We start from the raw sequence: 24,401 nt of genomic DNA, 5'->3' as shown, positions 1-24,401 counted from the left end.
AAGGAAACAAACAATAAACCATCAAAAAGATTTATTTTTGAAAGGCAAAAAGAAGTCGCTTGCCAATAAACGACCTTATTAAGTTGAATTAAAAAAAAATCAAAGAATGGAAGAAGAAATAAAAATTGATGAAGATTTTATTTTAATTCGTTTTCAAAATAATACAGATGAAGTTCTAACCTTTCAACGTCCGGTTCAGTTGGGTTTAATCCAGTTTCATTTCAGTCTAAAAGGGAATGCCAATTATATTTTTAATCAAGGCAATTATGTCTTGAATTTAAAAGAAGAAAAAGCATTATTGTTTTACAACACCGAAAAAGAATTGCCTCTAAATGTACAAATTGAACCTAAAACTTGGTTGATTTCTATATTTGTTTCCATTCGGAAATTCCATGGATTGTTTACTACTGATGCAGAACATATTCCGTTTTTGAGCAAAGAAAATCAAGATAAAAAATATTATAACGAAAGTGATATAAGTCCATCAATGGCGATTGTTTTGAACCAAATGTTTCATTACAACCTGAATCCGTCCATAAAAAACTTGTATTACAAAGGCAAAGGCTACGAATTATTGAGTTTGTTTTTCAATAGAAACGAAGATCCAAATGCCGAACAATGTCCGTTTCTGGTTGATGAAGAAAATGTACTAAAAATTAAGAAAGCCAAAGAAATCATCATCGCTAATATGGCTGAACCACCCGGTTTACAAGAGTTAGCCGATCAAATAGGATTGACTTTGAAAAAACTAAAAATGGGTTTCAAGCAAATTTATGGCGACACCGTTTATGGCTTTCTATTCGATCACAAAATGGATTATGCCCGAAAATTATTGGACAGCGGATCATATAATGTGAACGAAGTCGGTTTGAAAATTGGCTACAGCACCGGAAGTCATTTTATTGCGGCTTTCAAAAAGAAATTCGGAACTACTCCAAAAAAATATTTGATGTCGATTAATACGAATGTGTAATTAGTTCGTCAGCAACGAACCAATTAGAGATTTACAAAAAGGATTATTACCCGATGCGGAAACGCTGAAAAAATTAATGGATTAATCAATTTTATATATCCAACAATCAATAAAAAATAACATTTATCATATTTCTAAAAAGTAGCTTGAACTACTTTTGATAAAAATTTAAAAAACAAAAATCTAAAATGAAAGGAGTATTACTAGTCAATCTTGGTTCGCCAGAAAGTCCAACGCCAAAAGATGTAAAACCGTATTTAGACGAATTTTTAATGGACAAATACGTCATAGATGTTCCTTTTTTATTACGAGCCTTATTAGTTCGTGGAATCATTTTGCAAACCAGACCCAAAAAATCTGCCGAAGCTTATGCTCGAATCTGGACAGATGAAGGATCGCCATTGATAGTGATTTCGAAAAAAATGCACCAAAAAGTTAAAACCTTGGTCGATATTCCTGTGGCTTTGGCTATGCGCTACGGAACCATGACCATCAAAAAAGGGCTTCAAGAATTAAAAAACAAAGGCGTGACGGAAGTAATGCTGATGCCTTTGTATCCACAGCACGCTATGGCTTCTACTACAACCATTGTGGTTTTGGCAGAAGAATTGCGTCAGGAATTTTTCCCAGAAATGACTTTTACCAATGTTCCTGCATTTTACAACAAACCCGATTATATTCAGGCATTGGCCAATTCGATGAAAAAACATCTGGAAGGATTTGATTACGATCATTTGTTATTTTCGTATCACGGAATTCCAAAACGTCATATTCGCAAAACGGATGTAACCAAATCACATTGCAAAATTGATGGTTCTTGTTGCAATACACCCTCGCCAGCACACGAATTTTGCTACCGCCATCAATGTTATGAAACGACCAAACAAGTCGTAAAATTATTAGGAATTCCAGAGGGAAAATACAGTCAAACCTTCCAATCTCGATTAGCAGGTGACAAATGGTTAACGCCTTACACCGATGTCGAAATCAACAAAATGCCCGAACAAGGCATCAAGAAATTAGCCGTTGTAACTCCAGCTTTCGTAGCCGATTGTTTAGAAACTCTAGAAGAAATCGCCATGGAAGCCAACGAGCAATTTTTGCATCATGGTGGCGAAGAATTTATGGCTGTTCCATGTATGAATGATGAGGATGAATGGTGTGGTGTGGTTGGAAATTGGATAAAGGATTGGGCGAAATAGAAATGTTTAAAAGTTTAAAGGTTTAAAGTTGTTTAACGAACTTAAACCGTAAACTCTAAACCGTAAACAAAAAAAATGGAATACTACAACTATCTAAAATCCCTGCACATCATCTTTGTCTTAACCTGGTTTGTGGGTTTGTTTAATATTGTTCGTTTGTTTGTGTACCAAATCGAAGCCAACGATAAACCCTCGCCCGAAAAAGAAATTTTACAAGCACAATTCAAAATCATGAGTTATCGCTTGTGGTACATTATCACTTGGCCATCAGCAATTTTGGCCAGTTTTTTTGCATTTTGGATGTTGTTTTTTACGCCAATGGGCAATGCTTGGCTCAAAATGCCTTGGATGCACGTAAAACTTGGCTTTGTTTTTGTGTTGTATTTATACCATTTAAAATGCCAGCAAATTTTCGGTCAATTACAAAGAAACGAAGTAAAATACACCACCACTTTTATGCGCTTGTGGAACGAAGGTGCAACTATTATTTTGTTCGCTGTAGTATTTTTAGTCGTTCTAAAAAATGCTTTCAACTGGATTTATGGTGTAATCGGGATTCTATTGTTTTCGGTTTTGCTCATGCTCGGCTTTAAATTTTACAAACGAATAAGAGAAAAAAACAGTGGTCAGTAATCAGTGGTCAGTTTGCAGAACTGAACACTGATTACTGAATACTGAACACTGAACACTATGTTAAAAGACTTCAAGATATCAATGCTTTCCTTGCGAATTAGGATATTCCTTTCGATGATTGTTTTGATTATTGTAGCTTCGGTATTATTGGCTTCGATTTCGATTATTCAATTTAAGAATGAGGCGAAACAATACCATATAGAACGGTTGGAGCACAAAGAAGACGCCATAAAAGAGAACATCATTTATGTACTTTCGAACACCACTTATCCGCTAACACAGGGTAATTTAGCATTGATTTTCAAGGATAAAATTCACGAATTATCTGATATTCATAATCTTGAAATCAATATTTATAGTTTGGACGGAAGACTTTTGAAATCTTCCAAATCCCGATTTTCGATTGATCCCATTGCGCCACCCATTCCGAAATACATTATTAAACTAGTACAATCATCAGTTGACCAACGCTATGTTGACATCAAAAACAGTAACGGAAAAAAGAAACGGTCTTTGTATAGTTTAATCAAAGACGATAAATTCAAACCCCTAGGAATCCTGAATCTGCCTTATGTAGAAGACGATAGCTACTATCAGGCTGAACTGCAAAATTTCCTGATTCGATTGGCACAGGTGTATAGTTTTATGCTTTTGGTTGCTTTTGCCGTGGCTTATTTTCTTTCATCCTATATCACTAAATCGCTAAAAACCATTTCGGACAAATTGAGCGAAACGACTTTGAATCAAAAAAACGAAAAGATTGTTCTGGAAGCCAATAGCAAAGAAATCAATCTTTTGATCAATGCCTATAACGGAATGGTGGACGAACTCGAAGAAAGTGCCTTGAAATTAGCTCAAAGTGAACGAGAAGAAGCTTGGCAAGAAATGGCAAAACAAGTCGCTCACGAAATCAAAAATCCGTTAACTCCAATGCGATTGACGGTACAGAGTTTCCAAAGAAAATTTGATCCAAACGATCCAAATCTAAAACAAAAAATCAACGATTATTCTGAAACTTTGATTCAGCAAATCGATACGATGAGTTCGGTAGCTTCGGCATTTTCTAACTTTGCTTCGATGCCTGCGCAACAAAACGAAACCCTAAATGTAGTTGATGTGGTCGAATTGACTATGGATATTTTCAACGAAGAATACATTCATTTCAAAGCAGAAGAAGAAGAAATTATTTCGATAATTGACCGAACACAACTCATTCGGATTATTACCAATTTGGTTAAAAATGCGATTCAGGCGATTCCCGAAAATCAGGAAAATAAGGCTGTTTGTGTCAATATCAAAAAAGCATCCAACAATGTAGTTATCAATGTTGCCGATAATGGAATTGGAATTGCAACCGAAAATTTCAATCGCATTTTCGAACCCAAATTCACCACAAAAACCAGCGGAATGGGATTGGGTTTGAGCATCATCAAAAACATTATCGAAAATTATAACGGAACCATTACCTTCGAATCTCAAAAAGGAAAAGGGACTACTTTTACCGTTTCTTTGCCTATTACAAACGATTCTACCACGGATTAAATAAGTATTTTTAAACACAAATTGCACGAATTTGCACGAATAAAAATAATTTTAAATTAATTACACTAATTTCATAGGAATTCGTGTAATTTTCAAGTCAAAAAAATTCGTGACAATTCGTGTAATTTGTGTAATTTGTGTCTAACTTTTACCATCAACCAATAAACTTCTGAATTATGGCACTGGAAAACCTCATTTTGGAACAAGCAGAAGGCATTGCTACTATTTTTATCAACCGTCCGGAGAAATTGAATGCCTTGAACAAAGTCACCATTCAAGAATTGCACGATACTTTGCAATTGGTCGAAAATAATCCAGAAATACGTGTCATTATCCTAACAGGAAGCGGCCAAAAAGCTTTTGTGGCTGGTGCCGATATTGCCGAATTTGCTTATTTTTCGGCAGAAGAAGGCGCAGCATTAGCTTCAGAAGGACAGCGAATTTTATTCGACTTTATCGAAAATTTGAAAACGCCTGTGATTGCTGCAATTAATGGTTTTGCCCTTGGTGGCGGACTGGAACTGGCAATGGCTTGTCATTTCAAAATTGCATCGGATAATGCCAAAATGGGTTTGCCGGAAACTTCTCTTGGTGTAATTCCAGGTTATGGCGGAACGCAACGTTTGTCGCAATTGGTTGGCAAAGGCCGTGCGATGGAAATGATTCTAACCGCAGGAATGATTGACGCCGAAACTGCAAAAAATTATGGATTAGTCAATCACGTGGTTCCACAAGTTGATTTGGTTGCAACTTACACAACGCTTGCCCATAAAATTATGAAAAATTCTCCCGTTGCCATTGGCAAAGCCATCGAGGCAGTAAATGCCAATTTTAAAACGGATGTCAATGGATTTGATGTGGAAATCAGGAATTTTGGAAGTTGTTTTGCTACCGAAGATTTCAAAGAAGGGACAACCGCTTTTTTAGAGAAAAGAAAAGCTAATTTTAAGTAATCAGTGGTCATAAATTAGTGTTCAGTTAGCTTACAAATATCAAATTATTATAATTATTTAGGATTGTAATATCAAATCATTATATTTTTGTACCCTCATTCCAAAAAAAAACTTATGTCCTTCCAGCCTGTATTTGCCCAATTCTGGGAAAAAGTAAAAGAAAGCATCGAAAATAAAACCTACGCCAAATTAACTTTGGCCAAAACCATTGGCGACACCGAATTGAAAAACATTTATGTGCGTCCGGTTTTATTGGAAAATGACGAGTTCAAGCTTTCCATTATCGCCCGCTACAAAACCGAAGAAATAGAAAGTTTTCATTCACTGGAAGAAGCTTTTTTTGTTTTGGCTCCGTATATGAATAATCCATTTTTGACGGCATTATTATTTACCACAGAAAACGACATTACTTTCAAACTCAATAAAAAACGTGTGGGAACTATTATCGAACAAGCACCTACTTTCAAGAATGCTTCGGATGTGATTATTGCGATGCAGGAAAAAGGACTTTAAAAAAAGTGATCAGTGGTCAGTTTTTAGTGTTCAGGGTTGGAAAAGTCTTCAATTTTAATTTACTTTAGCATTTATGAAAAATATATTAGTAGTTGCTCTATTTCTTTTTACAAGTTCATTTTTCGGACAAGAATTATCAGACAAAGACATTATTAAAAATGCAATTGAATTTTTAAAGGTCAAGGAAAAAAATTTACTATCAGATAAAATATGCTTAAAAGTTATTCCTAACCAAAAAGAAAAAGTAATTATTCTTTTACCTGTTAAAACAAATCTAGACCCTGAATGTGATTACTGTTTTGATATAGACAATAATATTTTGGTTTGGAATAAATCTACAAAATCAATTGAAACTAAATACACTAAAAAATCAGAATGGTCTTCGGATGCGATGTATCTTGATGAATTAAAAATCGACACAGGACTTTATTATTTGAATAAAAACACCCGAGCTTTTGGTATAAGATATCATTATAGCGGAAGTTCTAGGGTTAATCCTTTTGGTTCCAATTCTATTAACCTTTATTATTTTAAAAACAATAAAATAATTGAAGTCTTAAATGATTTTGAATTAGAAAAATACAACGGAGATAGTGGAGGTAATGGTGGTTGTAAAGATGCTTGGTTCGAAACATCAAAAAGTGTATTTATCATAAGTGATAAATTGACAACAAAATTCAATGATATTACCGTTAAAACAAAGTTGAAAGACTATTCTTTGGACGAAGATTGTGAAAAAGAAATAATCAAAAAAGAGAGTACAAAAAATAGTATTTTAAAATTTGATGAAAAACAACATAAATATGTTTTAAAGAGCTAAATCTGCAAAAACTGAAAACTGCTACTGAATACTACCAACTTACTTCACCCCTTCCCATTCCGCATAAAACTGCGAAAGGAATTTTTCCATAAACAAATGTCTTTCTTGGGCAATTTGTTTTCCTGTTTTGGTATTCATTTTGTCTTTAAGCAACAATAGTTTTTCGTAGAAATGGTTGATGGTTGGTGCTTCATTGTTTTTATATTCTTCTTTGCTCATTTTAAGATTTGGAGCAATTTCAGGATTGTATAAAGTTCTGTTTTTAAAACCTCCATAATTAAATGTTCTGGCAATGCCAATGGCACCAATAGCATCCAAACGATCGGCATCCTGAACGATATCCAATTCGATAGACGAGAATAGCTTTTGGGTATTTCCGCCTTTAAAAGAGATGTTTTCTATAATTTTAATCACGTGTTGGATTGTTACTTCATCAACAGCATTGGAACTTAAAAATTCACGGGCAATTTTGGGACCAATGGTTTCGTCTCCAGCATGAAATTTACTGTCAGCAATATCGTGAAGCAAGGCTCCTAATTTCACCACCATTAAATCGCAAACTTCGCCATCGGCAATGAGCAGAGCATTTTTATAGACTCTTTCGATATGGAACCAGTCGTGTCCGCCTTCGGCATTTTCTAGTTTTTGTTTGACAAAAAGAATCGTATTATTTATTAAATCTAAAGTACTCATATTGGGAACGTGTTTATAAAAAAAGCTGATTTTTAAAGTTTAAAACCTCAAAAATCAGCAATATAAATTAATGGTAATTTCAATTCCAACTAATCTGAAATCTAAATTCGGCAATCTACAATCTCGCAGGTTCTACCCATTTGAATTGGAAAGACTCTTGAGGAATGACCAATCTCTCTGAAATTCTAGCCATACGAGCAGGTAATTTCATCAAGTAATCTCTGGCTTTTTCGGCTTCGGCAGTCAAACCGGTAACTTTATCTATTTCCCATTTATCGATTAATTTTTGCATGATGTCCACATAATCATTGGCGGTATAAACGCCAATTCGTTGTGCAGAATCCGAAAAATGTTCAAAAGCCGAACTAATTTTTTGACCTGATTCTCTCAAGAAATGCGCTGGCATAACAATTTTGGCTTTCATCATGTATTGAAACGCAAGCATCATTTCGCTTGGATCTAATTTGAAAATTTCGGTTACAAAATGGCTGTAGGCGTGGTGGTGACGCATCTCGTCTCCAGCAACCATTTTGCACATTTTGGATAATTTTTTATCTCCATACGATTTTGCCAATTGTGACACTCGATTGTGCGAAACATAAGTGGCTAATTCCTGAAAACTAGTATAAACAAAGTTTTTATATGGATCTCTTCCTGTTCCAATATCAAAACCATCACTTATCAGATGTTGAGTTGTCATTTCGATTTCACGCATATTCACACGACCCGACAAATAAAGGTATTTGTTCAATAAATCTCCGTGACGATTTTCTTCTCCCGTCCATTGACGAACCCAAGCAGACCAGGCATTTCTACCTTCGTTATCCACTCCTTCAAGTTCCATCAACCAGTTTTCGTAGGTTGGCAAAGCTTCTTCGGTAATCATATCACCTACCATAGCCACCCAAAAATCATAAGGTAAATCTTTAGAGATTTCTCTCAATTCTTTTACTTCTTCCAGAAAATTATCGCTTTCGGAATTAGGCAAAAAGTCAGAAGGTTGCCATATCTGCTCCACTGGAATCAGATATTGATCCATAAATCCTTCTACTTTGTTTTCTAGAAATTGCATTACTTCTAGACGAATGTTTTTTATAGACATTTTAATTTTAGATTTTAGATTTTAGATTTCGCACGAAATATAAAATCTGTTTGTATTTTAATATTGAATACTTTGTATAATTACTTGTTCAGTTTTTACCATTATATCTTCAAAAGAATAGTCTTTTACAGCCATTGCTTCATGAATGGTAAAGGTAATATGATTTGCTAAACCATAAGGAAAAAAACCATATTTAAAAAACTTCCAAGAATTATTGATTGTCACTGGCACAACATATGCTGAAGGCGCATATTTACAGAGCATTTTCAATCCGCTTTGAGCAAATTCTTTGGGTTTTCCTGTTTTACTTCTTGTTCCTTCTGGAAAAATAACTGCCGAACGTTTGTTTTTTTCAATGTATTGAGACAATCCTTTGATTAACGGAATGGCTTGTTTCGGATCTTTCCTGTCTATTACAACGGAACCTCCGTGATTTAAATTATAAGAAACACTCGGAATTCCTTTGGCCAATTCTACTTTACTTACAAATTTAGGATGAAATTTTCGCAAAAACCAAATCATTCCAATAATATCATACATTCCCTGATGATTGGCTACAAAAATAATAGGAACTCCAGTCGGGATGTTTTCTCTTCCTTCGATTTTAAAAGTATTGAACATTAAATGCCCGATTCGCAACAAGACTAAATTCAAATAATCTACCGATTTTTTATGCGCCTGATAGCCAAAAACATTAAGACAAATCCATTGAATAGGATGAAAAATAACTAATGTTAAAAGAAATAACAAAATTGCAATAAAGGATATGGGATACGATATGATTTTTTGCATTATATATTTTTTTGCAAAAATAAGAAATAAATTTTTGTTTGTTGGTATTTACATAAATCGACAATGCTATTTAGGGTTTAATTGTACCTTTGCTCATCCAATCTTTATTATTTTTCAAAATAAATGAATTTCACTTATCCCAAAACCGAAAAGCTTAAAAGTAAAATCACTATAGATTTGCTTTTTTCCAAAGGCAAGTCCGTGTCGAAATATCCTTTGAGACTGGTGTATGTGGAAAGTGATTTTGGCATTCCTGAAGATTCAGACCAAAAAATAAAAATGGGTGTTTCAGTTTCTAAAAAAAACTTCAAACATGCCGTAGATCGCAATTATTTCAAGCGGGTGCTTCGTGAAACCTATCGATTGAACAAACATTTGTTAGTTGATAATTTGGACAAAAAATATGCTTTTATGTTTTTTTACCAAACCAAAGACCGATTGTCTTACGAGGAAATCAATACCAAAACCATTCAGCTTTTTGAAAAGTTTGTGCTGCAGCTGAAAAATCAGGAGTAACATAGACTGCCCAAAAAAGTTAGCCACGAATTACACCAATTGTCACTAATTTTATCAAAATTAAAATCGAATTTCACGAATTCAAATTATTTTTATAATTCGTGTAATTAAAACGGATTATAATTCGTGTTTATTTGTGTAATTCGTGGCCACCTTTTTTAAATGTGAATTCCGTGAGGAATAATCGATTTTGTATTTTATTAGTTATTAATTCCTATTTTAGTGGTCTAAAATTTAGCCCACAATTATGATTCCTTTCCCTAAAAAAAAATTCATACTTCCTGTTGTAGCTTCGGCATTTTTGTTTGTAGGCGTTAGTTTCAAAGACGATTTTTTTGAAGTTGCCAAGCAAGTAGAAATTTTCACCACCCTTTTCAAAGAATTGAACAAGAATTATGTGGACGAAACCAATCCGGGTGATTTAATGGACAAAGCCATCAAGGGAATGTTGACGAGTCTTGATCCGTACACGGTCTATTTCAACGAGCAGGATGTTGTAAAATTTAAAATCAATAATACGGGAGAATACACTGGAATTGGAGCCATAATTACTCGAAAAGAGGATAAAATAATCATTCGTGAACCCTATAAAAATTTTCCCGCCGACAAAGCAGGTCTTAAAGCAGGAGATGAAATTATTCAAATTGGTGATGTTCTTTTGTCTGATTTCAAAGATGATGCTTCACAACTTTTCAGAGGTGCCAAAAACACTAAAATCGAAGTCAAATACATTCGACAAGGCAAAACCAATACCGCACAAATTACCCTTGACGAAATAGAAATCAAATCCGTTCCATTTTACAGAAAAATAGACGACAAAACCGGTTATATCGTTTTGGCAAAATTCAACCAAAAAGCTTCTTTCGAAACCAAACAAGCATTGGAACAATTAAAAAAAGAGGGTGCCGAAAGAATTGTTCTTGATTTAAGGGGAAATCCGGGTGGACTTTTGAACGAAGCAGTAAATATCTGTAATTTATTTGTTCCGAAAAATGAAATTATCGTTACCACAAAATCGAAAATAGAAAAACACAACAACACTTATAAAACCTCTAAAGAACCTGTAGATACTGAAATCCCATTGGCTATTTTGGTAGATGGAAAAAGTGCTTCGGCATCGGAAATTGTCTCGGGAGCTTTGCAGGATTTGGATCGTGCCGTGGTTATTGGAAGCCGAAGTTTTGGAAAAGGATTAGTTCAAAGACCTGTCGATTTAACGTATGGAACACAGTTAAAAGTAACTATTTCTCGTTATTACACGCCTTCTGGAAGATGTATTCAGGCTTTGGATTATTCGCAAAAAGATAAAAATGGTGTGGCTAAAAAAACCGAAGCCAAGAATTACAATGCTTTCAAAACCCGAAAAGGAAGAACGGTTTATGATGGTGGAGGAATTCAACCCGACATTGAAATGGAGGAAACTAAATTGAGTCCGATAACCGAAGCTTTAGAGAAAAATGATGGAATTTTCAATTATGCAACGGCTTATTATTATAAAAATCCGAATCTTGGCGATAAAATTCCAACCTTTACAGATGCCGATTTTCTTGATTTTAAAAATTATCTAAAAGTTCAGAAATTCTCTTTTGATACCGAAACAGAACTGGCTCTAAAAAATACTTTGGCTGTAGCCAAAAAAGAAAAAGTAGATGAAAGTATTAGCGTAGAATACCAACAATTACTGACTGCATTGCAAAAAAGTGAAGAGAAATTATTGGATAAAAGCCAGAAAGAAATTAAGAATTTAATCCTAGATGAAATTATCAAACGCTATCAATACCAAGAAGGATTGTACCAATATTACCTAAAAAACAACGCCGAAATTAAGAAAGCAGTAAGCGTTTTGAATAATAATGTGGAGTATAAAAGTATTTTGAAGATGTAATTAGATTATTATCTTCTTTCCATCTCAATATGCGGAATATCATCTTCTAGATACATTTCACTAGTTTGAACAAATCCGTGGCTTTCGTAGAATTTTTTGAGGTATAATTGCGCTCCAATGGTGATTTTGCTTTCACCAAATTGCGACTGAATTCCAGCAATAGATTCTTGCATTAAGTCATGTCCCCATTTTCTGTCTCGATAATTAGCATCAACCACTACTCTTCCAATAGATGCGTTATCGAAAGTAATTCCGGGCTTGAAAAGTCTGGAATAGGCTACGATTTTGCCTTCGAATTCACCGAAAAGATGCAAAGCTAGTTGGTCTTTTCCATCAATATCTAGGTAAACACAGTTTTGTTCCACTACAAATATCTCGCTTCTTAACTTTAAAATCGCGTAAAGTTCATTGACCGAAAGTGTTTCAAAAGACTTTATTTTCCATTGCAATTCCATCATTTCAAAATAACAATTGATTTAATAATAGATTCTAACTCGTGCATCAAATCCCTTTTTTCTTTTGAAGGCGAATAACAAAATCCCTCCAAAACCAGAATTCTGTTGTGCGCTTCATCTACAATGGCATAATTCACAAAAGGTCCTGACATAAAATCATTTTTAAGCTCCCAAGTTCCTTTGGTTTCGAATGCGTTAATATCATTGATTTTGGTTTCCGAAAAATAAGGAGAATAGCCTTCTTCGGTAATCATTTGAGTGTCTAATTCGGTTCCTCTAATGAATAAATTGCCAATAGAATCTCGCATTTTGATAATATTCATAATAGCATCAGCATCCTTTTTGATAGCCGTTATTGGCACCTGATAAATCAAAAGATTGGTATTACCGCTGATGATTTCTTTTTTCAACCAAATAAAATTTTTACTTTGAAACGCATAAGAATAACCAGTAGGAATATTTAATGTAATCTGAAATTTATTCTTAATTAGAACAGTTTGAATCAAAGATTTACTGTGAATTCTTTGGCTTTCAGCAATTTCAGTTTCTTTTATAATCTTGATGATTTTAGGTGTATTTTTTTCAATAATATCTAAAATTTCGGTGATGGTTTTTCCAGAAATATGAAATACATTTTGCGGTTCGGCATATTGATTTTTCTTGATTTCGAATGCTGTTTTATTTTCTTTTTTGACCACGATTATCGTACGATTATCGGTCATAAATCCTTCCATCAATTTGGCTGGATATTGATTGATGGTAAAAAGTGGTTCTTCTTGTGGCAATCCAATAACGGGCGATGCAAACTTATTTCGAATGCGATCCCCTACTTCGCCATTCCACAATTGATCATCAATAATAACCGAAATTGTATTGATTTTGCCCGTTGCTTTTCGTGGCAAATTCTCCTGCTTTTTACAAGAAAAAAACAAAAGTGTGAAAAGGGAGAGTGCTAATAAAAGGTATTTATTCATTAATTGAATGGCTAAAATGTTATACCAATTTTTATTTCTGAATGTTTTTTAAAATAATATTTCTAAAATCAATTGGCGAACCTTCATAATTCAAAGAAATTTTTCCTTCTACAGTAGAAGATTCTGTTCCTTCGTTGACCAATTTTCCATTCAAATATTGTGTGATTTTACCGTTGAAAGATTTAATCACAATAGAATTCCATTCGCCATAAGGCTTCTCATTTTCGATAAATTTTGCCGAAGTAACACTTGCGCCTGCCTCTATTATTTTTCCGTTTATTACAGCAGTAGTTTTGTCTAAAAAGATAAAATCGCCAGTAGTGTTTTCTTTTATTTGAAATTGAATTCCTTTTGGCCAAATGTTATCAGGCGAATCTACTGGAATGTTGTACATTACACCGCTATTTTTTTTGCCTTTTCTATTGTATTTTTCTTCAATATTCCATCGGAAGTCCAAACTCAACTCGAAATTTTTATAGCTTTTTTTGGTCATCAAATAACCTATATTTTCACCGTGCATTCGAATCATTCCATCGGTAAACTCATATATTTTGGCAGGTTCTTGTCTTTCAGTACTGGTTTTAGTAAATGCATACCAATCGTTTGTAGCAATACTATTTTGTTGAACAGCACAAGAATTTAAAAGTAAAGCGAAAACAAAAACAGTGGTTATTTTTTTGAACATTGGTGTGATTTTATTTAAAACGAACTAGTTAAGAACAAAGCAAATTTACACGAAAAATTGATACAATTAGCTAAACTCTAATTACGACAAGTCTGTATTTTTTAAACCATTAAGCGAATTAAGAAAATTAAGATTAGTCTGTTCTTAATTTTCTTAATTCGCTTAATGGTTTTATTTTTAATTTAAAATCAGAAATCTAAAATTGCTAACTATCCGTTGATTTTCAATTTCATGCCTGGTTTCAATTCTTCGGAGCTGATGTTGTTCCATTTTTTAATATCGGCAATAGTTACACCAGGATATTTTTTGGAAATGCTGTACAATGAATCGCCTTTTTGAACATAATAATCCGAAGCATTCTTTTTGGAAGTCGAAGCTAAATTATTGCTTCTTTTAAATGTTTCGGCAGGTTTAGTTTCTTCTTTGATTTCGCTTTTGGCAACAATCAAACTTTTTCCTAACGCAATATTGTTGCTTTCTAAATTATTCCACTCTTTTAAATCTTCTATAGAACTACCGTATTTTTTGGAAATAGTTCCCAAATTATCTCCTTTTTTAACAATGTATTCTACGTTTTCCATCTTTGGAGCAACGGCTACTTCTTGTTTCTCAATCACCTCATTTTTGGCAACTTGTAACGAAGCACCCAATTGGATTCCCGCAGTAGCAAGATTATTCCATTCTTTTAATTCCGCTACAGTAACATCATATTTCTTGGCAATAGCGCTCAAATTGTCTCCTTTTTGAACTACATAATAAGTAGCTGCTGTAGTTGATAATGTATCTGCTTTTACAATTTTTTTGGATTTGTCTTCTTTACTAATTTTGGTATCATTAGCTACAATTGCCTCATTTTTATTGGCTTGAACATCAATTTCGTTAGCAATTATTTTCAAACGTTTGCCACTAGCTACTGTACTAGACTTTAAACTGTTCCATTTTTTAATATCGGCTATGCTTACATTATATTTATCAGCAATTTGCCCTAAATTATCACCTCGTTGAACAGTGTAATATTTGGTGTTCGGCAACGTGATTTTTTGTTGGATATAATTTGAAGAATCCTTTACTACGATTGCTTTATTAACCTGAAATGGTTTTTCACGCATGTCAGATTCACGCTGCGCATATCCATAAATCTTGTCTTCATTAGAAGCAAAGACTGCTATTTTTGCCGCAGGTAATCGTAAGTAGTGAGGTTGATCTTGATAAAAAGGAACCACATTCATTTTATAAGACGGATTCAATAACTGCAATTGTGCAACGGGAACATCCAATAAATCTGAAATTTGTTTGAACGACATTTCTCTTTTAATCAAAATAGTATCAGTAGCAAAATGCGGAATAGCTGCTCTGGTAGGTTTTATTCCGTGTTCTTTGTGGTATTCGTAGATGTACATTGTGGCTAGAAAAGCGGGTACATAACCTTGAGTTTCTTGTGGCAAATGTTTTTTGATATTCCAGAAATTTTGTTGTCCACCTGAACGACGAATCGCTTTGGAAACATTTCCTGGACCTGAATTATAAGAAGCTAAAACCAAATCCCAATCGCCAAAAATAGCATACATATTACTCATGTATTGAGCTGCAGCTTCACTGGCTTTTAGCGGATCGCTTCGTTCATCTACATAAGAATCAATATTTAGATTGTATTGTTTTCCGGTATGGTACATAAACTGCCAAAGTCCTGTGGCTCCCATTCTAGAGACTGCTTTAGGATTCAAAGCTGATTCTACAACGGCTAAATATTTTATTTCAAGAGGGACATTTTTTTTAGCCAGCGCTTCTTCAAAAAGAGGAAAATAATATTCAGAAATGGCCATCAAGCGTTCAAAAGATTTCTTTCTGTTTTTAAGAAATGACTTGATAATATTTTCCAGACCTGGATTGTATTCGATATTAAATGGCGATTTAGAATCCATTTCTGTCAATCGTTGTTTTAACAAGTCTGTTGGCAATTCATAATCGACTTTTTGGTCGGTATTTACGTTTTTTATATCATTTGATATATCTTCGAAAATGTCTAAATTGGTTAATTCCTTCATCCAAAGACTATCAACACAGGCTGCGAGATCATCTTTTACAAATGTATTTTTAATGGAATCTAAATAGGAACGATTGGTTTCCATTTTGACAATTCCTTTGTTTTCATAAGATTTCTGCGAAAACAAAGAAATTGACAATAATAGAAAAACCGATATGGAAATTTTTTTTATACTCATACTTTTTTTATCAACGTACTATTATACAAATGATTACAAACAGAGGGTCGGTTGCAAACTTAATACGTAATAACTAAAAATTTCACTAAATATTGTTAAAAGTGGATTTTTTAGTCTAAAATGGCTGCGATTCCAGGTAAAATCCTACCTTCTAGCATCTCTAACATTGCTCCTCCTCCAGTCGAAACATAACTTACTTTATCCTCAAAACCAAATTGTTTTACTGCTGCAACAGAGTCACCACCACCCACAAGAGAGAAAGCACCGTTTGCAGTTGCTTCGGCAATAAAGTTACCTAATTCGATAGTTCCGTTAGCAAAAGTTTCCATTTCAAAAACTCCCAAAGGACCATTCCAAAGAATAGTTTTTGATTCTAAAATTACTTTTTTGAAGTTCTCCAAAGATTTCGGACCTGCATCCAAACCTTGCCATCCATCAGGAATTTCACGAACATCTACGATTTGAGTGTTAGCTGTATTAGAAAAATCATCTGCAGCAACAACATCAACAGGAATGTGAATTTGAACTCCTTTTTCTTTAGCCAATCTCAAAATTTCAAGAGCTAATTCTTGTTTGTCGTCCTCACAAATAGACTCACCAACTTTTCCACCCAACGCTTTTACGAAAGTGAAAGTCATTCCACCACCAATAATCATGTGATCTACTTTGTCTAAAATGTTTTCGATAACTGTAATTTTAGAAGACACTTTAGAACCGCCAAGAACGGCTAAAACTGGTTTTTCAGAATCTTTCAAAACCTTGTTTAAACTTTCGATTTCTTTTGCTAATAATAATCCAAAACATTTTTGAGTTGGAAAAAATTGTGCAATGATTGTTGTTGAAGCGTGTGCTCTGTGAGCCGTTCCAAAAGCATCGTTTACATAAATATCTCCAAGAGAAGCTAATTCTTTGGCAAATGCGACATCTCCTTTTTCTTCTTCTGCATGAAAACGTAAATTTTCTAATAACAAAACTTCGCCAGGTTTTAAATCGTTCGAAGCTATTTTTGCTTCTTCGCCAACACAGTTTGTAGCAAATTTTACCGAAACGCCAAGAATTTCTGAAGCCGTTTTCAAGATGTGTTTCAATGAATACTTTTCTTCAGATCCTTTTGGACGTCCTAAATGTGACATCAAAATTACACTTCCCCCATCGGCAAGGATTTTATCTATTGTAGGTTTAGCAGCATCAATACGTGTCGTATCTGTTACATTAAAATTTTCATCTAAAGGTACATTAAAATCAACACGGATTATGGCTCTTTTGTTTTTGAAATCGAAATCGTTTATAGTTTTCATTGAAGTTTTTTTTAGTTTTTTTGAAAGAAAAACAAATATAGAACTTTTCAGGAACTAAAAAATAAGAATAGTTCTAAAATTAAGACAATTCGCTGGCGAAAACGTTGTAATTTGATCAAATATCAATTTTCATAAACTTACTTCAAAAAAAATGTATTTGTATTTTTAATTAAACAGGATGGTAAAATTAAAATTGTACAGATATTGAATCAAAATTAAATTAAATTAAAAACTACTTTTGATATACAAAAAAGACATACCTTTGTGATATTAAATAAAAATACATGAAAACAGTATCGTTAAAAATAGATGATTCCATATTTGGAGAAACTGAAAAAATCCTTTCGAGAATAAGTATTCCTAGAAATAGATATATTAATGAAGCAATTGAATATTACAACAAGGTCCAAAAAAGACAAATTTTGGAGAAAAGGCTTAAAGCAGAATCTGAATTAGTTCAAAAAGAGTCTATGAATATTTTAAAGGATTTTGAAAAAATAGACTATGCAGATTAATCAATATGAAATTTGGATAGCTGACTTGAATCCACAAATAGGAACCGAAGCGGGGAAAACCAGACCAGTTTTAGTTGTTCAAACTAATTTATTGAATAAAATTCCACATCCATCAACGATTGTTTGCCCGATAACTACCAATGTTCAAAATGATTCGGATATTTTACGAGTTCATTTGAAAAAAGGAATGGCAAATCTACACGAGAATTGTGATATTATGATGGATCAAATTAGAGCCATTGACAACAAAAGATTAATTAAAAAAGTGGGAATATTACCAATAGATTTCATAGAAAAAATTAAAGAAAATTTATCTATAATTATGGATTTGGATTGATTAAAATGGATGTACTAATTGAATCAGGATAAATTCATCATTGGTTAGTTTATGGTATCTAGAAATAATGATTAAATAGCTAATCAAATAAAATAATAGCTCAATGAAGCAATTTGGACAACATTGGGGATCTTATAAACACTTAAAAATAAACCAAATTAAAAGATGAGTTATGATAACAAAATTCAAGATTTCATCAATAGTAATGATGAAAATTCTATAAAAGAGTTTTACGATAAACTTTATGAAAAACTAATAAGTTTGAGTTCTAAAGAAGAAAAATTACTATTATGGGAAGTTATAATTATATTCATTTATTACTTTTCTAACAATTTAAAATCTTATGAAATCAATTTCGGCGTAATCTCAATTTCGGAAAACACCGAGCTACTAAAAATTTTACCAGTAATATTTGCTACAATTATTTATTTTCTGACATCTATCACATTACAAAAATTAGAGACGACAAAAATAATAGATTTAATATCAAAAGAAAGATTCGCAAAAAAAACACAAAGTGAAGACACAAAAATTTTTATTATAAAAATGATTAATCCTTTTAATCTATCAAATTCTTTAGCAAACTTGATAACGATGAACGAGAATACTAATTTAATTGAAGTAATATTTAATTTTCTGTTATTTATTCCATTAATTTTAATTGGTCTTTCGCCTTATTACATATTAATCCAAATGTTGATTGAGTTGCATAATAATTATTATAATAATTTAACTGGAAAATTGTGTTTTTGGTTATCAACGTGGTTGAGTATAATGATTGTTTTTTATTATATTTCTGGAATTGCTCACAGTATAAAACAAAGTAAATCATAAAAATTAATTTTAACCAACAGACTGTTCAATAGATTATTAAATTTCATAAAATAGAATATTAATTTATCGAAGACAAAATTTAGATATTTGAATTAGCATCTGCTTAACGCAAACCATATCACCCCTCATAATAACAAATTCCCAAATTCCGCTGAACAGGAAACATAATCGTTTCAAAACCATTGACCTCATCGGTGGTTTTTGAGACTAAATAATGATTTTCAATAATTCCAAAATAAGTCAGCAAGGGAGAATAAAAAGTAATTCCGATTTTGTGTTTTGAAATATAGGTAACGTCAGTATTGATAATATCCAATTGATAATTGACAAACGGAAAATACTGATTCCCTAAAACATCCGCAACACGGTGAAAATGCCCTTTGAGCTGTTCTACATAACTATTAGCAGCAATGCCAACCAAATAATGCAATTGAGCTGCTTTTTCGTTCTCGGACAATAATTCTCTAAAAGTGTTTTTCGGATTTTCTTTGGTATTGAATTGCTGGCTTTGCATCAAATATTCTTGAAAGGTATCTTCAAAAACATATTTATCCCAAGTGAATGTTGACTTGCTATCAATCACTAATCGGTAGGCTAATCTGATTTTTGGTTTGTTCATAAGCTTTATTTTTACCTTTTTAATTTTTATTTTACCGTCAGTTCGAGTGATTTTTAAAGCTTGAAAAATGATACTGAAATAGAAATAACGTCCTGCTTTAAAAATTGTATCGAGAACCATCCAAATCAAAAACTTCTCGATACAATTTAGAATAGTAATGCGATAGCTTTACTATTCTAAATCACTCGAAGTGACGGATTACAACGGAATTTCCAAAACTAAAAGAATGGCATTTTCGGATAATGCTTCCCATTCGATTGCCTCAATTTGTTGCAAACTCAATCCGTCTTTGGATTCTAACAATCGGTTTTCGACTTCAAAAGCACCGTTGATTACAAAAACAAAAATTCCGTTTGAAGCCTCTTTCAGTTTGTAAAAACCTTCTTTTCTGCCTTCGTAAATTCCGATAAAACCCAAAGTTTTTTCGACTTCGAATAGCGGAATCAATTCATTTTTTTGATTTAAACCAAAATCAAATGGTTTGAAATTACTTTGAAAACCTCGATTTTTGAAGTCAAAACCCATTTGCAGATAACTTACATTATCTTCTTCAAAAGGATTCGAAAGTTCAAACGACATTCCTTTTTGAGCAATAATATGCTGAATTTGTTCTACTCGAATAAATTCCTGATTTCCTAAATTATCCTTGTATTCTATTCCGCCAAAAATTGGCAAAATAAAAATATCTTTATCCGATGCGATAATATTGGTTCGCTTTTGTTTTGGTGCCAATATTTCTTCATTCAAAAACTGCAAAGAACCATACGGTTTTCTGGAATCGTCCTGATAATTTTGAAAATTAAATGTCGATAAACATTGGGAATTTTTAGAACTATTTTCTCCTCTAAAATCAGCTTTATATATTTGAACAAGATGTTGTTGTATCATAAAAAATGGCTTTTGAAATTAAAAAACAAACATGCAAAACTGGACGATCTTACAGGTTTTGGAATTATTTTTTTTACTAATTCAAAAAATTATCCCGCAACATTTATGGTATGTTCCAACACAAAACCGGTAGCAACACTTCCGGTTACGGTGGACATTTCATTCGAAACTCCATCTGAAAACACATTGTCAGAAGCGTTATAAGTGTAACCCGACAATCCTTTGGTATAGCCATTGGCTGTTGATGCGTTAACCAATGCCACAGCACTTCCGGAACCTTCTGGAAAAGCAATTTGAGTGACCAATAAAGATTTTCCCGAAGCGTTATAAATATGCACGTGAATGTGTGTGGCTCTTCCGCTGTACCAACCTGGAAAAATAGACGTAAAACTTACTTTACCGTTAGCATTCGTAGTCTGTCTTCCTCTCAAGAAATGAACCGTGGTAAAATCGACAGATTGCATTCCAGTTCCTCCATATTCAGAATAATAACCGTCTTTGTCGCAATGCCAAATATCGACAATGGCTCCAGCCAAAACAGCGCAACTTGCATTGGTGTTTTTGATGGTAATATTGATTGTAAATGCCACTCCTGTCCTGTCACTAACAATATTAGCTGTCACTAATGACGAAGGCGATTTGGTAGGAAACGGACCAGCGGTTTCAGTTGAAGTAACGGTACAAGTCGTAGAAGTCGAACCGCCTGTATTGGTGGCTGGAGTAGTATCTGTTGCTGCAGATGAAGAACTATTGTCATCGCTGCTACAGGCTTTGATTACAGGAATAGTCAAAGCGCCTAATCCTGCTAAACCCAATCCTCTTAAAAACTCTTTTCTTTCCATAATGGTCTATTTTAAGGTTACAGTGATAAAAGTATTCAAACCCTTAAAAAGAATAAAATTTATGAGGTAATGGAATGTTTTTGTGCGGTAAAATGATAAAAAATAGATTGTATTTGTAGTTTTTTAACAATGTTTTCGATCATAAAACAGGTCGCTCCTATGGAGCTAAAAAAAATATTTTTATAAACAACTACAAACAGCCAACTCCTAGCGGAGTTATTTAAAGTCCCATCGGGACTTGCTGTTTGTAGCAATAATTAAACAAACAAGACAAGCTCCGTAGGAGCGACCTGTTTTAATAATCTATATAGTAATGATGCTTAAAACCAGAATTACTCCTTATTCAACAACGCAAAAAAAGCAGTTTCATAACTCGCACTAACCGGAATTTCTTCTTCGTTGATGTAAATAATTTTGTTTCGGACTTTTTCTATTTTAGAAATTGGAACAATAAAAGATCGATGCACACGAACAAATTCAGAAGCAGGAAGTTTTTCTAAAATGGCTTTTAAAGTCATTCTGGCGACAATGGTTTTTTGATTTTGAATGTGAATTTTCAAGTAATCATCCAGTCCTTCAATGAATAAAATATCGGCAATTGGGATTTTAATCAAACTATAATCGGCACGAATAAAAAGGTATTGTTGTTCGGGATTTTGATTTTGAATTTTCCAATGCGAATAGGCTTTTTCGACAGCTTGTTCGAAACGAGAAAACGAAAAGGGTTTCAATAAATAATCCGTAGCACTCAAAGTAAAGCCTTCGACAGCGTATTCAGAATAAGCTGTGGTGAAAATAACCATTGTCTTATGTGGCAATTTTTTATAAAAATCAATTCCAGAAATAGACGGCATATTGATATCCAAAAACAATAAATCTACAGGATATTTTTTCAAATACTTGAAAGCATCATCTGATTTTGTGAATGTTTTTTGCAGGTCAACATAGTCAATTTTATCACAAAAACTTTGCAAAACATCCAATGCTGGCGGTTCATCGTCAAGTGCAATTGCTTTTATCATCCTACTTTGATGGTTAAGTTTACAATATAATTTTCCGGATTATCGTCAATGGTCAATACGTGATTATTTGGATACAAAAGTGATAATCTTTCAATGGTATTTTGCAATCCGATGCCGCTGTCTGATTGCAGATTTTCTACTTTATAATTAGAAACAAATAAAGTCAAATAGTCATTAACAATTATGATTTTGATTACTATTTCGGAATTCTGATTGGGATTGACGCCGTGTTTGAAGGCATTTTCTATAAATGAAATCAAAATCAATGGTGTGATACATTTGCCGTGAGCATTTCCTTCTACAGTATATTCAATTTGAACGGTGTTGCCCAAACGGGTTTTTTGAAGTTCGACAAAATTGTTGATGTAATTGATTTCTTTTTCTAATCCAATCACGTCATCATTGGCATTCGTGATGATATACCGCATCAATTCGGATAATTGCACCACGGCATCGGCGGTTTTATCGTCTTTTTTTATCGCCAAAGCATAAATACTATTGAGGGTATTGAACAAAAAATGAGGATTGATTTGGGCTTTCAAAAAAGACAATTCCGATTTCATTTTGTCTTTTTCTACTTTTTGCAAACGAATGTTAATCGCAAACAACAAACTGGTAACAACCCCTATCAAATAAACCAATAAAGAATGTCCGTATTGCGTTTGAGGACCATTCATTGGTTCAAAATTAGAATGATTGGGCGGTGGAAATCTCCCTTTTGGTGGCGGAAAATTATCTTTAAAAGGGGCTCCGTGACCAAAATCGAGAAAATTGCGTTCGGGATTATCAAAATAGACCGAAATCCACAGAAAGAACAAGAAAAACAAGAAAATTAACGAAAAGTATAAAACCCGTTTTTTAGAAAAATAGATTTTAGGAATTAAATAATAATAGTTGAAATAGAAGAAAATCAACAACATTAAATACGTAAAAAAGTAAATCCTATCGTGACCATTATTGGATAGATCCGGCAAATTAAAAACACTTCCCGAACTAGTAAGCAAATAAGGCAATAGCATAAAAGCCAAACCAATAGACAAATGCAAGGCGTAAAAAGAAACTGTTTTTTTCATAAGATTGACTTAATTCATCAAATTTAAAACTCTCGCTACAAAAGGACTAATTATTGAGGTAGAAATCATTTTTATTGCGGTATTCGCCTGGAGTGAGACTTACTATTTGCTTGAATGTTTTTGAAAAATGAGGTAAATTTGAAAATCCGGTATCCAACGCAATTTCTAAAAAACTCTTATTGGTGGTGGCAATAAGATATTGCGCTCTTTCTATCTTTTTTTCGTGAATGTAATTCAAAGGTCTTTGCCCTGTATGAAGTAGAAATTGTTTCGAAAAATAATCCTGATTTTGGTTCACCCTTTGAGCTAATTCCGCTACAGTTAAATTTTTGTCCAAATGCAATTGCACATAACTCATCGTGTCCAAAATTTTTGAAGGCGTACTTTGAGGCGTATTTTGTTTGAAATTTTTAGCATTCAAAAATCTAGAAATCAGCAACAATAGAACACCTTGATTTTCAAATTTCAGATGCGGTTTGAGTTCGTTATTCAAGGATTGATATTCCTTGTAATAGGCTTCTTTTTCGTACTCTTTCGGATTGTCCGATCGATTAATTCCTCTTCCAGGATTGTTCTGAAGCATTTGTTTGATAAGAACAATATCCGTTTCGGTTGCAGCTAATTTTATTGGATTTCTATTTTGATTAAACAACGAAATGCCATCGGGAGATTCCTCAAAAAACTGAATGAAATATTGACTCAAATAGGTCTCGCAATTCAAATTACAAATGGTAAAACTCGGAATTAAGTATAAATAACCAGCTTCTAAAATCAATTTATCCGAACCGCTCGATATAGTTCCCATTCCCTCATCAATATAATACAGTCGATAATATGGACTAATCACATTGTCGAAATTCCAATTGTGATTCAGTTTCGCATAATCTATATGCAATAAAGAGAATGAATGTTTGAAAGTACTTTTGGACATAATGGGATTAAAAAAATAAAAAATCGGTTTTGAGTAATAAAAAATCGGTTTTGAATAAAACACATAAACTATAACAAAGTTA

General features: G+C 33.1%; 26 protein-coding genes. 12 read left to right on the top strand and 14 right to left on the bottom strand.

Features of this window, described 5'->3' with window-relative positions; genetic code table 11:
* Positions 1-106: 106 nt before the first annotated feature.
* From OZP15_RS01685 to OZP15_RS01655, 7 genes are all read left to right on the top strand, one after another.
* On the top strand, positions 107-973 hold the full coding sequence (locus tag OZP15_RS01685) for a helix-turn-helix domain-containing protein (RefSeq protein ID WP_269226786.1): 867 nt from the start codon (positions 107-109) through the stop codon (positions 971-973).
* A 188-nt stretch (positions 974-1,161) separates the two neighbouring features.
* Positions 1,162-2,175, top strand: a complete 1,014-nt coding sequence (gene hemH, locus OZP15_RS01680) for a ferrochelatase (RefSeq protein WP_269226785.1) — start codon at positions 1,162-1,164, stop codon at positions 2,173-2,175.
* 75 nt (positions 2,176-2,250) lie between these two features.
* Entirely contained in the window at positions 2,251-2,808 is a 558-nt protein-coding gene (locus OZP15_RS01675) for a CopD family protein (protein ID WP_281336832.1), read from the top strand.
* 57 nt (positions 2,809-2,865) lie between these two features.
* Complete coding sequence (locus OZP15_RS01670) at positions 2,866-4,350, top strand: ATP-binding protein (RefSeq protein WP_281336831.1); 1,485 nt, start codon at positions 2,866-2,868, stop codon at positions 4,348-4,350.
* Positions 4,351-4,526: 176 nt separating this feature from the next.
* Positions 4,527-5,303: an enoyl-CoA hydratase/isomerase family protein gene (locus OZP15_RS01665; protein ID WP_269226783.1), complete on the top strand. Its 777-nt coding sequence runs from the start codon at positions 4,527-4,529 to the stop codon at positions 5,301-5,303.
* 114 nt (positions 5,304-5,417) lie between these two features.
* Entirely contained in the window at positions 5,418-5,816 is a 399-nt protein-coding gene (locus tag OZP15_RS01660; protein ID WP_269226782.1) for a hypothetical protein, read from the top strand.
* Between the two features lie 73 nt (positions 5,817-5,889).
* Positions 5,890-6,636: a PA3715 family protein gene (locus tag OZP15_RS01655; RefSeq protein WP_269226781.1), complete on the top strand. Its 747-nt coding sequence runs from the start codon at positions 5,890-5,892 to the stop codon at positions 6,634-6,636.
* Positions 6,637-6,675: 39 nt separating this feature from the next.
* Here OZP15_RS01655 and OZP15_RS01650 read toward each other — a convergent pair whose 3' ends face one another.
* From OZP15_RS01650 to OZP15_RS01640, 3 genes are all read right to left on the bottom strand, one after another.
* On the bottom strand, positions 6,676-7,329 hold the full coding sequence (locus tag OZP15_RS01650) for an HD domain-containing protein (RefSeq protein WP_281336830.1): 654 nt from the start codon (positions 7,327-7,329) through the stop codon (positions 6,676-6,678).
* Between the two features lie 115 nt (positions 7,330-7,444).
* Positions 7,445-8,431 carry an acyl-ACP desaturase gene (locus OZP15_RS01645; protein WP_269226779.1) on the bottom strand — a complete coding sequence of 329 codons (987 nt, stop codon included), beginning with the start codon at positions 8,429-8,431 and terminating at the stop codon, positions 7,445-7,447.
* A 57-nt stretch (positions 8,432-8,488) separates the two neighbouring features.
* Complete coding sequence (locus OZP15_RS01640; protein WP_281336829.1) at positions 8,489-9,223, bottom strand: lysophospholipid acyltransferase family protein; 735 nt, start codon at positions 9,221-9,223, stop codon at positions 8,489-8,491.
* Between the two features lie 123 nt (positions 9,224-9,346).
* Between OZP15_RS01640 and rnpA the strand changes: the two genes are divergently transcribed.
* Together rnpA and OZP15_RS01630 are read left to right on the top strand one after the other, a co-directional pair.
* Positions 9,347-9,739 carry a ribonuclease P protein component gene (gene rnpA / locus OZP15_RS01635; RefSeq protein ID WP_281336828.1) on the top strand — a complete coding sequence of 131 codons (393 nt, stop codon included), beginning with the start codon at positions 9,347-9,349 and terminating at the stop codon, positions 9,737-9,739.
* A gap of 247 nt (positions 9,740-9,986) precedes the next feature.
* On the top strand, positions 9,987-11,624 hold the full coding sequence (locus tag OZP15_RS01630) for a S41 family peptidase (protein WP_281336827.1): 1,638 nt from the start codon (positions 9,987-9,989) through the stop codon (positions 11,622-11,624).
* An 8-nt stretch (positions 11,625-11,632) separates the two neighbouring features.
* On the opposite strand, the gene OZP15_RS01625 is transcribed toward OZP15_RS01630, so the two are convergent.
* From OZP15_RS01625 to OZP15_RS01605, 5 genes are all read right to left on the bottom strand, one after another.
* Positions 11,633-12,079 (bottom strand): GNAT family N-acetyltransferase, encoded by a 447-nt coding sequence (locus OZP15_RS01625; RefSeq protein ID WP_269227850.1) that lies wholly within the window; start codon positions 12,077-12,079, stop codon positions 11,633-11,635.
* Entirely contained in the window at positions 12,079-13,053 is a 975-nt protein-coding gene (locus OZP15_RS01620) for a DUF4837 family protein (protein WP_269226777.1), read from the bottom strand. Before OZP15_RS01620 ends, OZP15_RS01625 begins: the two co-directional genes overlap by 1 nt.
* 31 nt (positions 13,054-13,084) lie before the next feature.
* The gene (locus OZP15_RS01615; RefSeq protein ID WP_281336826.1) at positions 13,085-13,738 is read right to left on the bottom strand and encodes a 3-keto-disaccharide hydrolase; all 654 of its coding nucleotides are present in this window, start codon (positions 13,736-13,738) and stop codon (positions 13,085-13,087) included.
* A gap of 209 nt (positions 13,739-13,947) precedes the next feature.
* Positions 13,948-15,960 carry a LysM peptidoglycan-binding domain-containing protein gene (locus OZP15_RS01610; RefSeq protein WP_281336825.1) on the bottom strand — a complete coding sequence of 671 codons (2,013 nt, stop codon included), beginning with the start codon at positions 15,958-15,960 and terminating at the stop codon, positions 13,948-13,950.
* Positions 15,961-16,070: 110 nt separating this feature from the next.
* Positions 16,071-17,258, bottom strand: a complete 1,188-nt coding sequence (locus OZP15_RS01605) for a phosphoglycerate kinase (RefSeq protein ID WP_281336824.1) — start codon at positions 17,256-17,258, stop codon at positions 16,071-16,073.
* A 284-nt stretch (positions 17,259-17,542) separates the two neighbouring features.
* Between OZP15_RS01605 and OZP15_RS01600 the strand changes: the two genes are divergently transcribed.
* The 3 genes from OZP15_RS01600 to OZP15_RS01590 all read left to right on the top strand — a co-directional run bounded on the left by OZP15_RS01600 (position 17,543) and on the right by OZP15_RS01590 (position 18,944).
* Positions 17,543-17,773, top strand: coding sequence for a hypothetical protein (locus tag OZP15_RS01600; protein WP_281336823.1), 231 nt, complete (start codon positions 17,543-17,545; stop codon positions 17,771-17,773).
* Positions 17,763-18,110 (top strand): type II toxin-antitoxin system PemK/MazF family toxin, encoded by a 348-nt coding sequence (locus tag OZP15_RS01595; protein WP_269226773.1) that lies wholly within the window; start codon positions 17,763-17,765, stop codon positions 18,108-18,110. Before OZP15_RS01600 ends, OZP15_RS01595 begins: the two co-directional genes overlap by 11 nt.
* Positions 18,111-18,275: 165 nt before the next feature.
* Complete coding sequence (locus OZP15_RS01590) at positions 18,276-18,944, top strand: hypothetical protein (protein WP_269226772.1); 669 nt, start codon at positions 18,276-18,278, stop codon at positions 18,942-18,944.
* Between the two features lie 118 nt (positions 18,945-19,062).
* Here OZP15_RS01590 and OZP15_RS01585 read toward each other — a convergent pair whose 3' ends face one another.
* The 6 genes from OZP15_RS01585 to OZP15_RS01560 form a co-directional block, all read right to left on the bottom strand.
* Positions 19,063-19,563 carry a hypothetical protein gene (locus tag OZP15_RS01585; RefSeq protein ID WP_281336822.1) on the bottom strand — a complete coding sequence of 167 codons (501 nt, stop codon included), beginning with the start codon at positions 19,561-19,563 and terminating at the stop codon, positions 19,063-19,065.
* 198 nt (positions 19,564-19,761) lie between these two features.
* Positions 19,762-20,451 (bottom strand): pirin family protein, encoded by a 690-nt coding sequence (locus OZP15_RS01580; RefSeq protein WP_269226770.1) that lies wholly within the window; start codon positions 20,449-20,451, stop codon positions 19,762-19,764.
* A gap of 89 nt (positions 20,452-20,540) precedes the next feature.
* The gene (locus OZP15_RS01575) at positions 20,541-21,293 is read right to left on the bottom strand and encodes a dioxygenase family protein (RefSeq protein WP_269226769.1); all 753 of its coding nucleotides are present in this window, start codon (positions 21,291-21,293) and stop codon (positions 20,541-20,543) included.
* A 332-nt stretch (positions 21,294-21,625) separates the two neighbouring features.
* Entirely contained in the window at positions 21,626-22,315 is a 690-nt protein-coding gene (locus OZP15_RS01570) for a LytR/AlgR family response regulator transcription factor (RefSeq protein WP_269226768.1), read from the bottom strand.
* Positions 22,312-23,388: a sensor histidine kinase gene (locus OZP15_RS01565; protein WP_281336821.1), complete on the bottom strand. Its 1,077-nt coding sequence runs from the start codon at positions 23,386-23,388 to the stop codon at positions 22,312-22,314. Before OZP15_RS01565 ends, OZP15_RS01570 begins: the two co-directional genes overlap by 4 nt.
* Before the next feature lie 46 nt (positions 23,389-23,434).
* Positions 23,435-24,319: a helix-turn-helix domain-containing protein gene (locus tag OZP15_RS01560; protein WP_269226764.1), complete on the bottom strand. Its 885-nt coding sequence runs from the start codon at positions 24,317-24,319 to the stop codon at positions 23,435-23,437.
* Positions 24,320-24,401: the final 82 nt, after the last annotated feature.

The sequence above is a fragment of the Flavobacterium eburneipallidum genome, assembly GCF_027111355.2.
In the GTDB taxonomy this organism is placed as follows: domain Bacteria; phylum Bacteroidota; class Bacteroidia; order Flavobacteriales; family Flavobacteriaceae; genus Flavobacterium; species Flavobacterium eburneipallidum.
The sequence above is the reverse complement of the archived record's forward strand: the minus strand, read 5'-3'. Positions and strand labels throughout refer to the sequence as shown.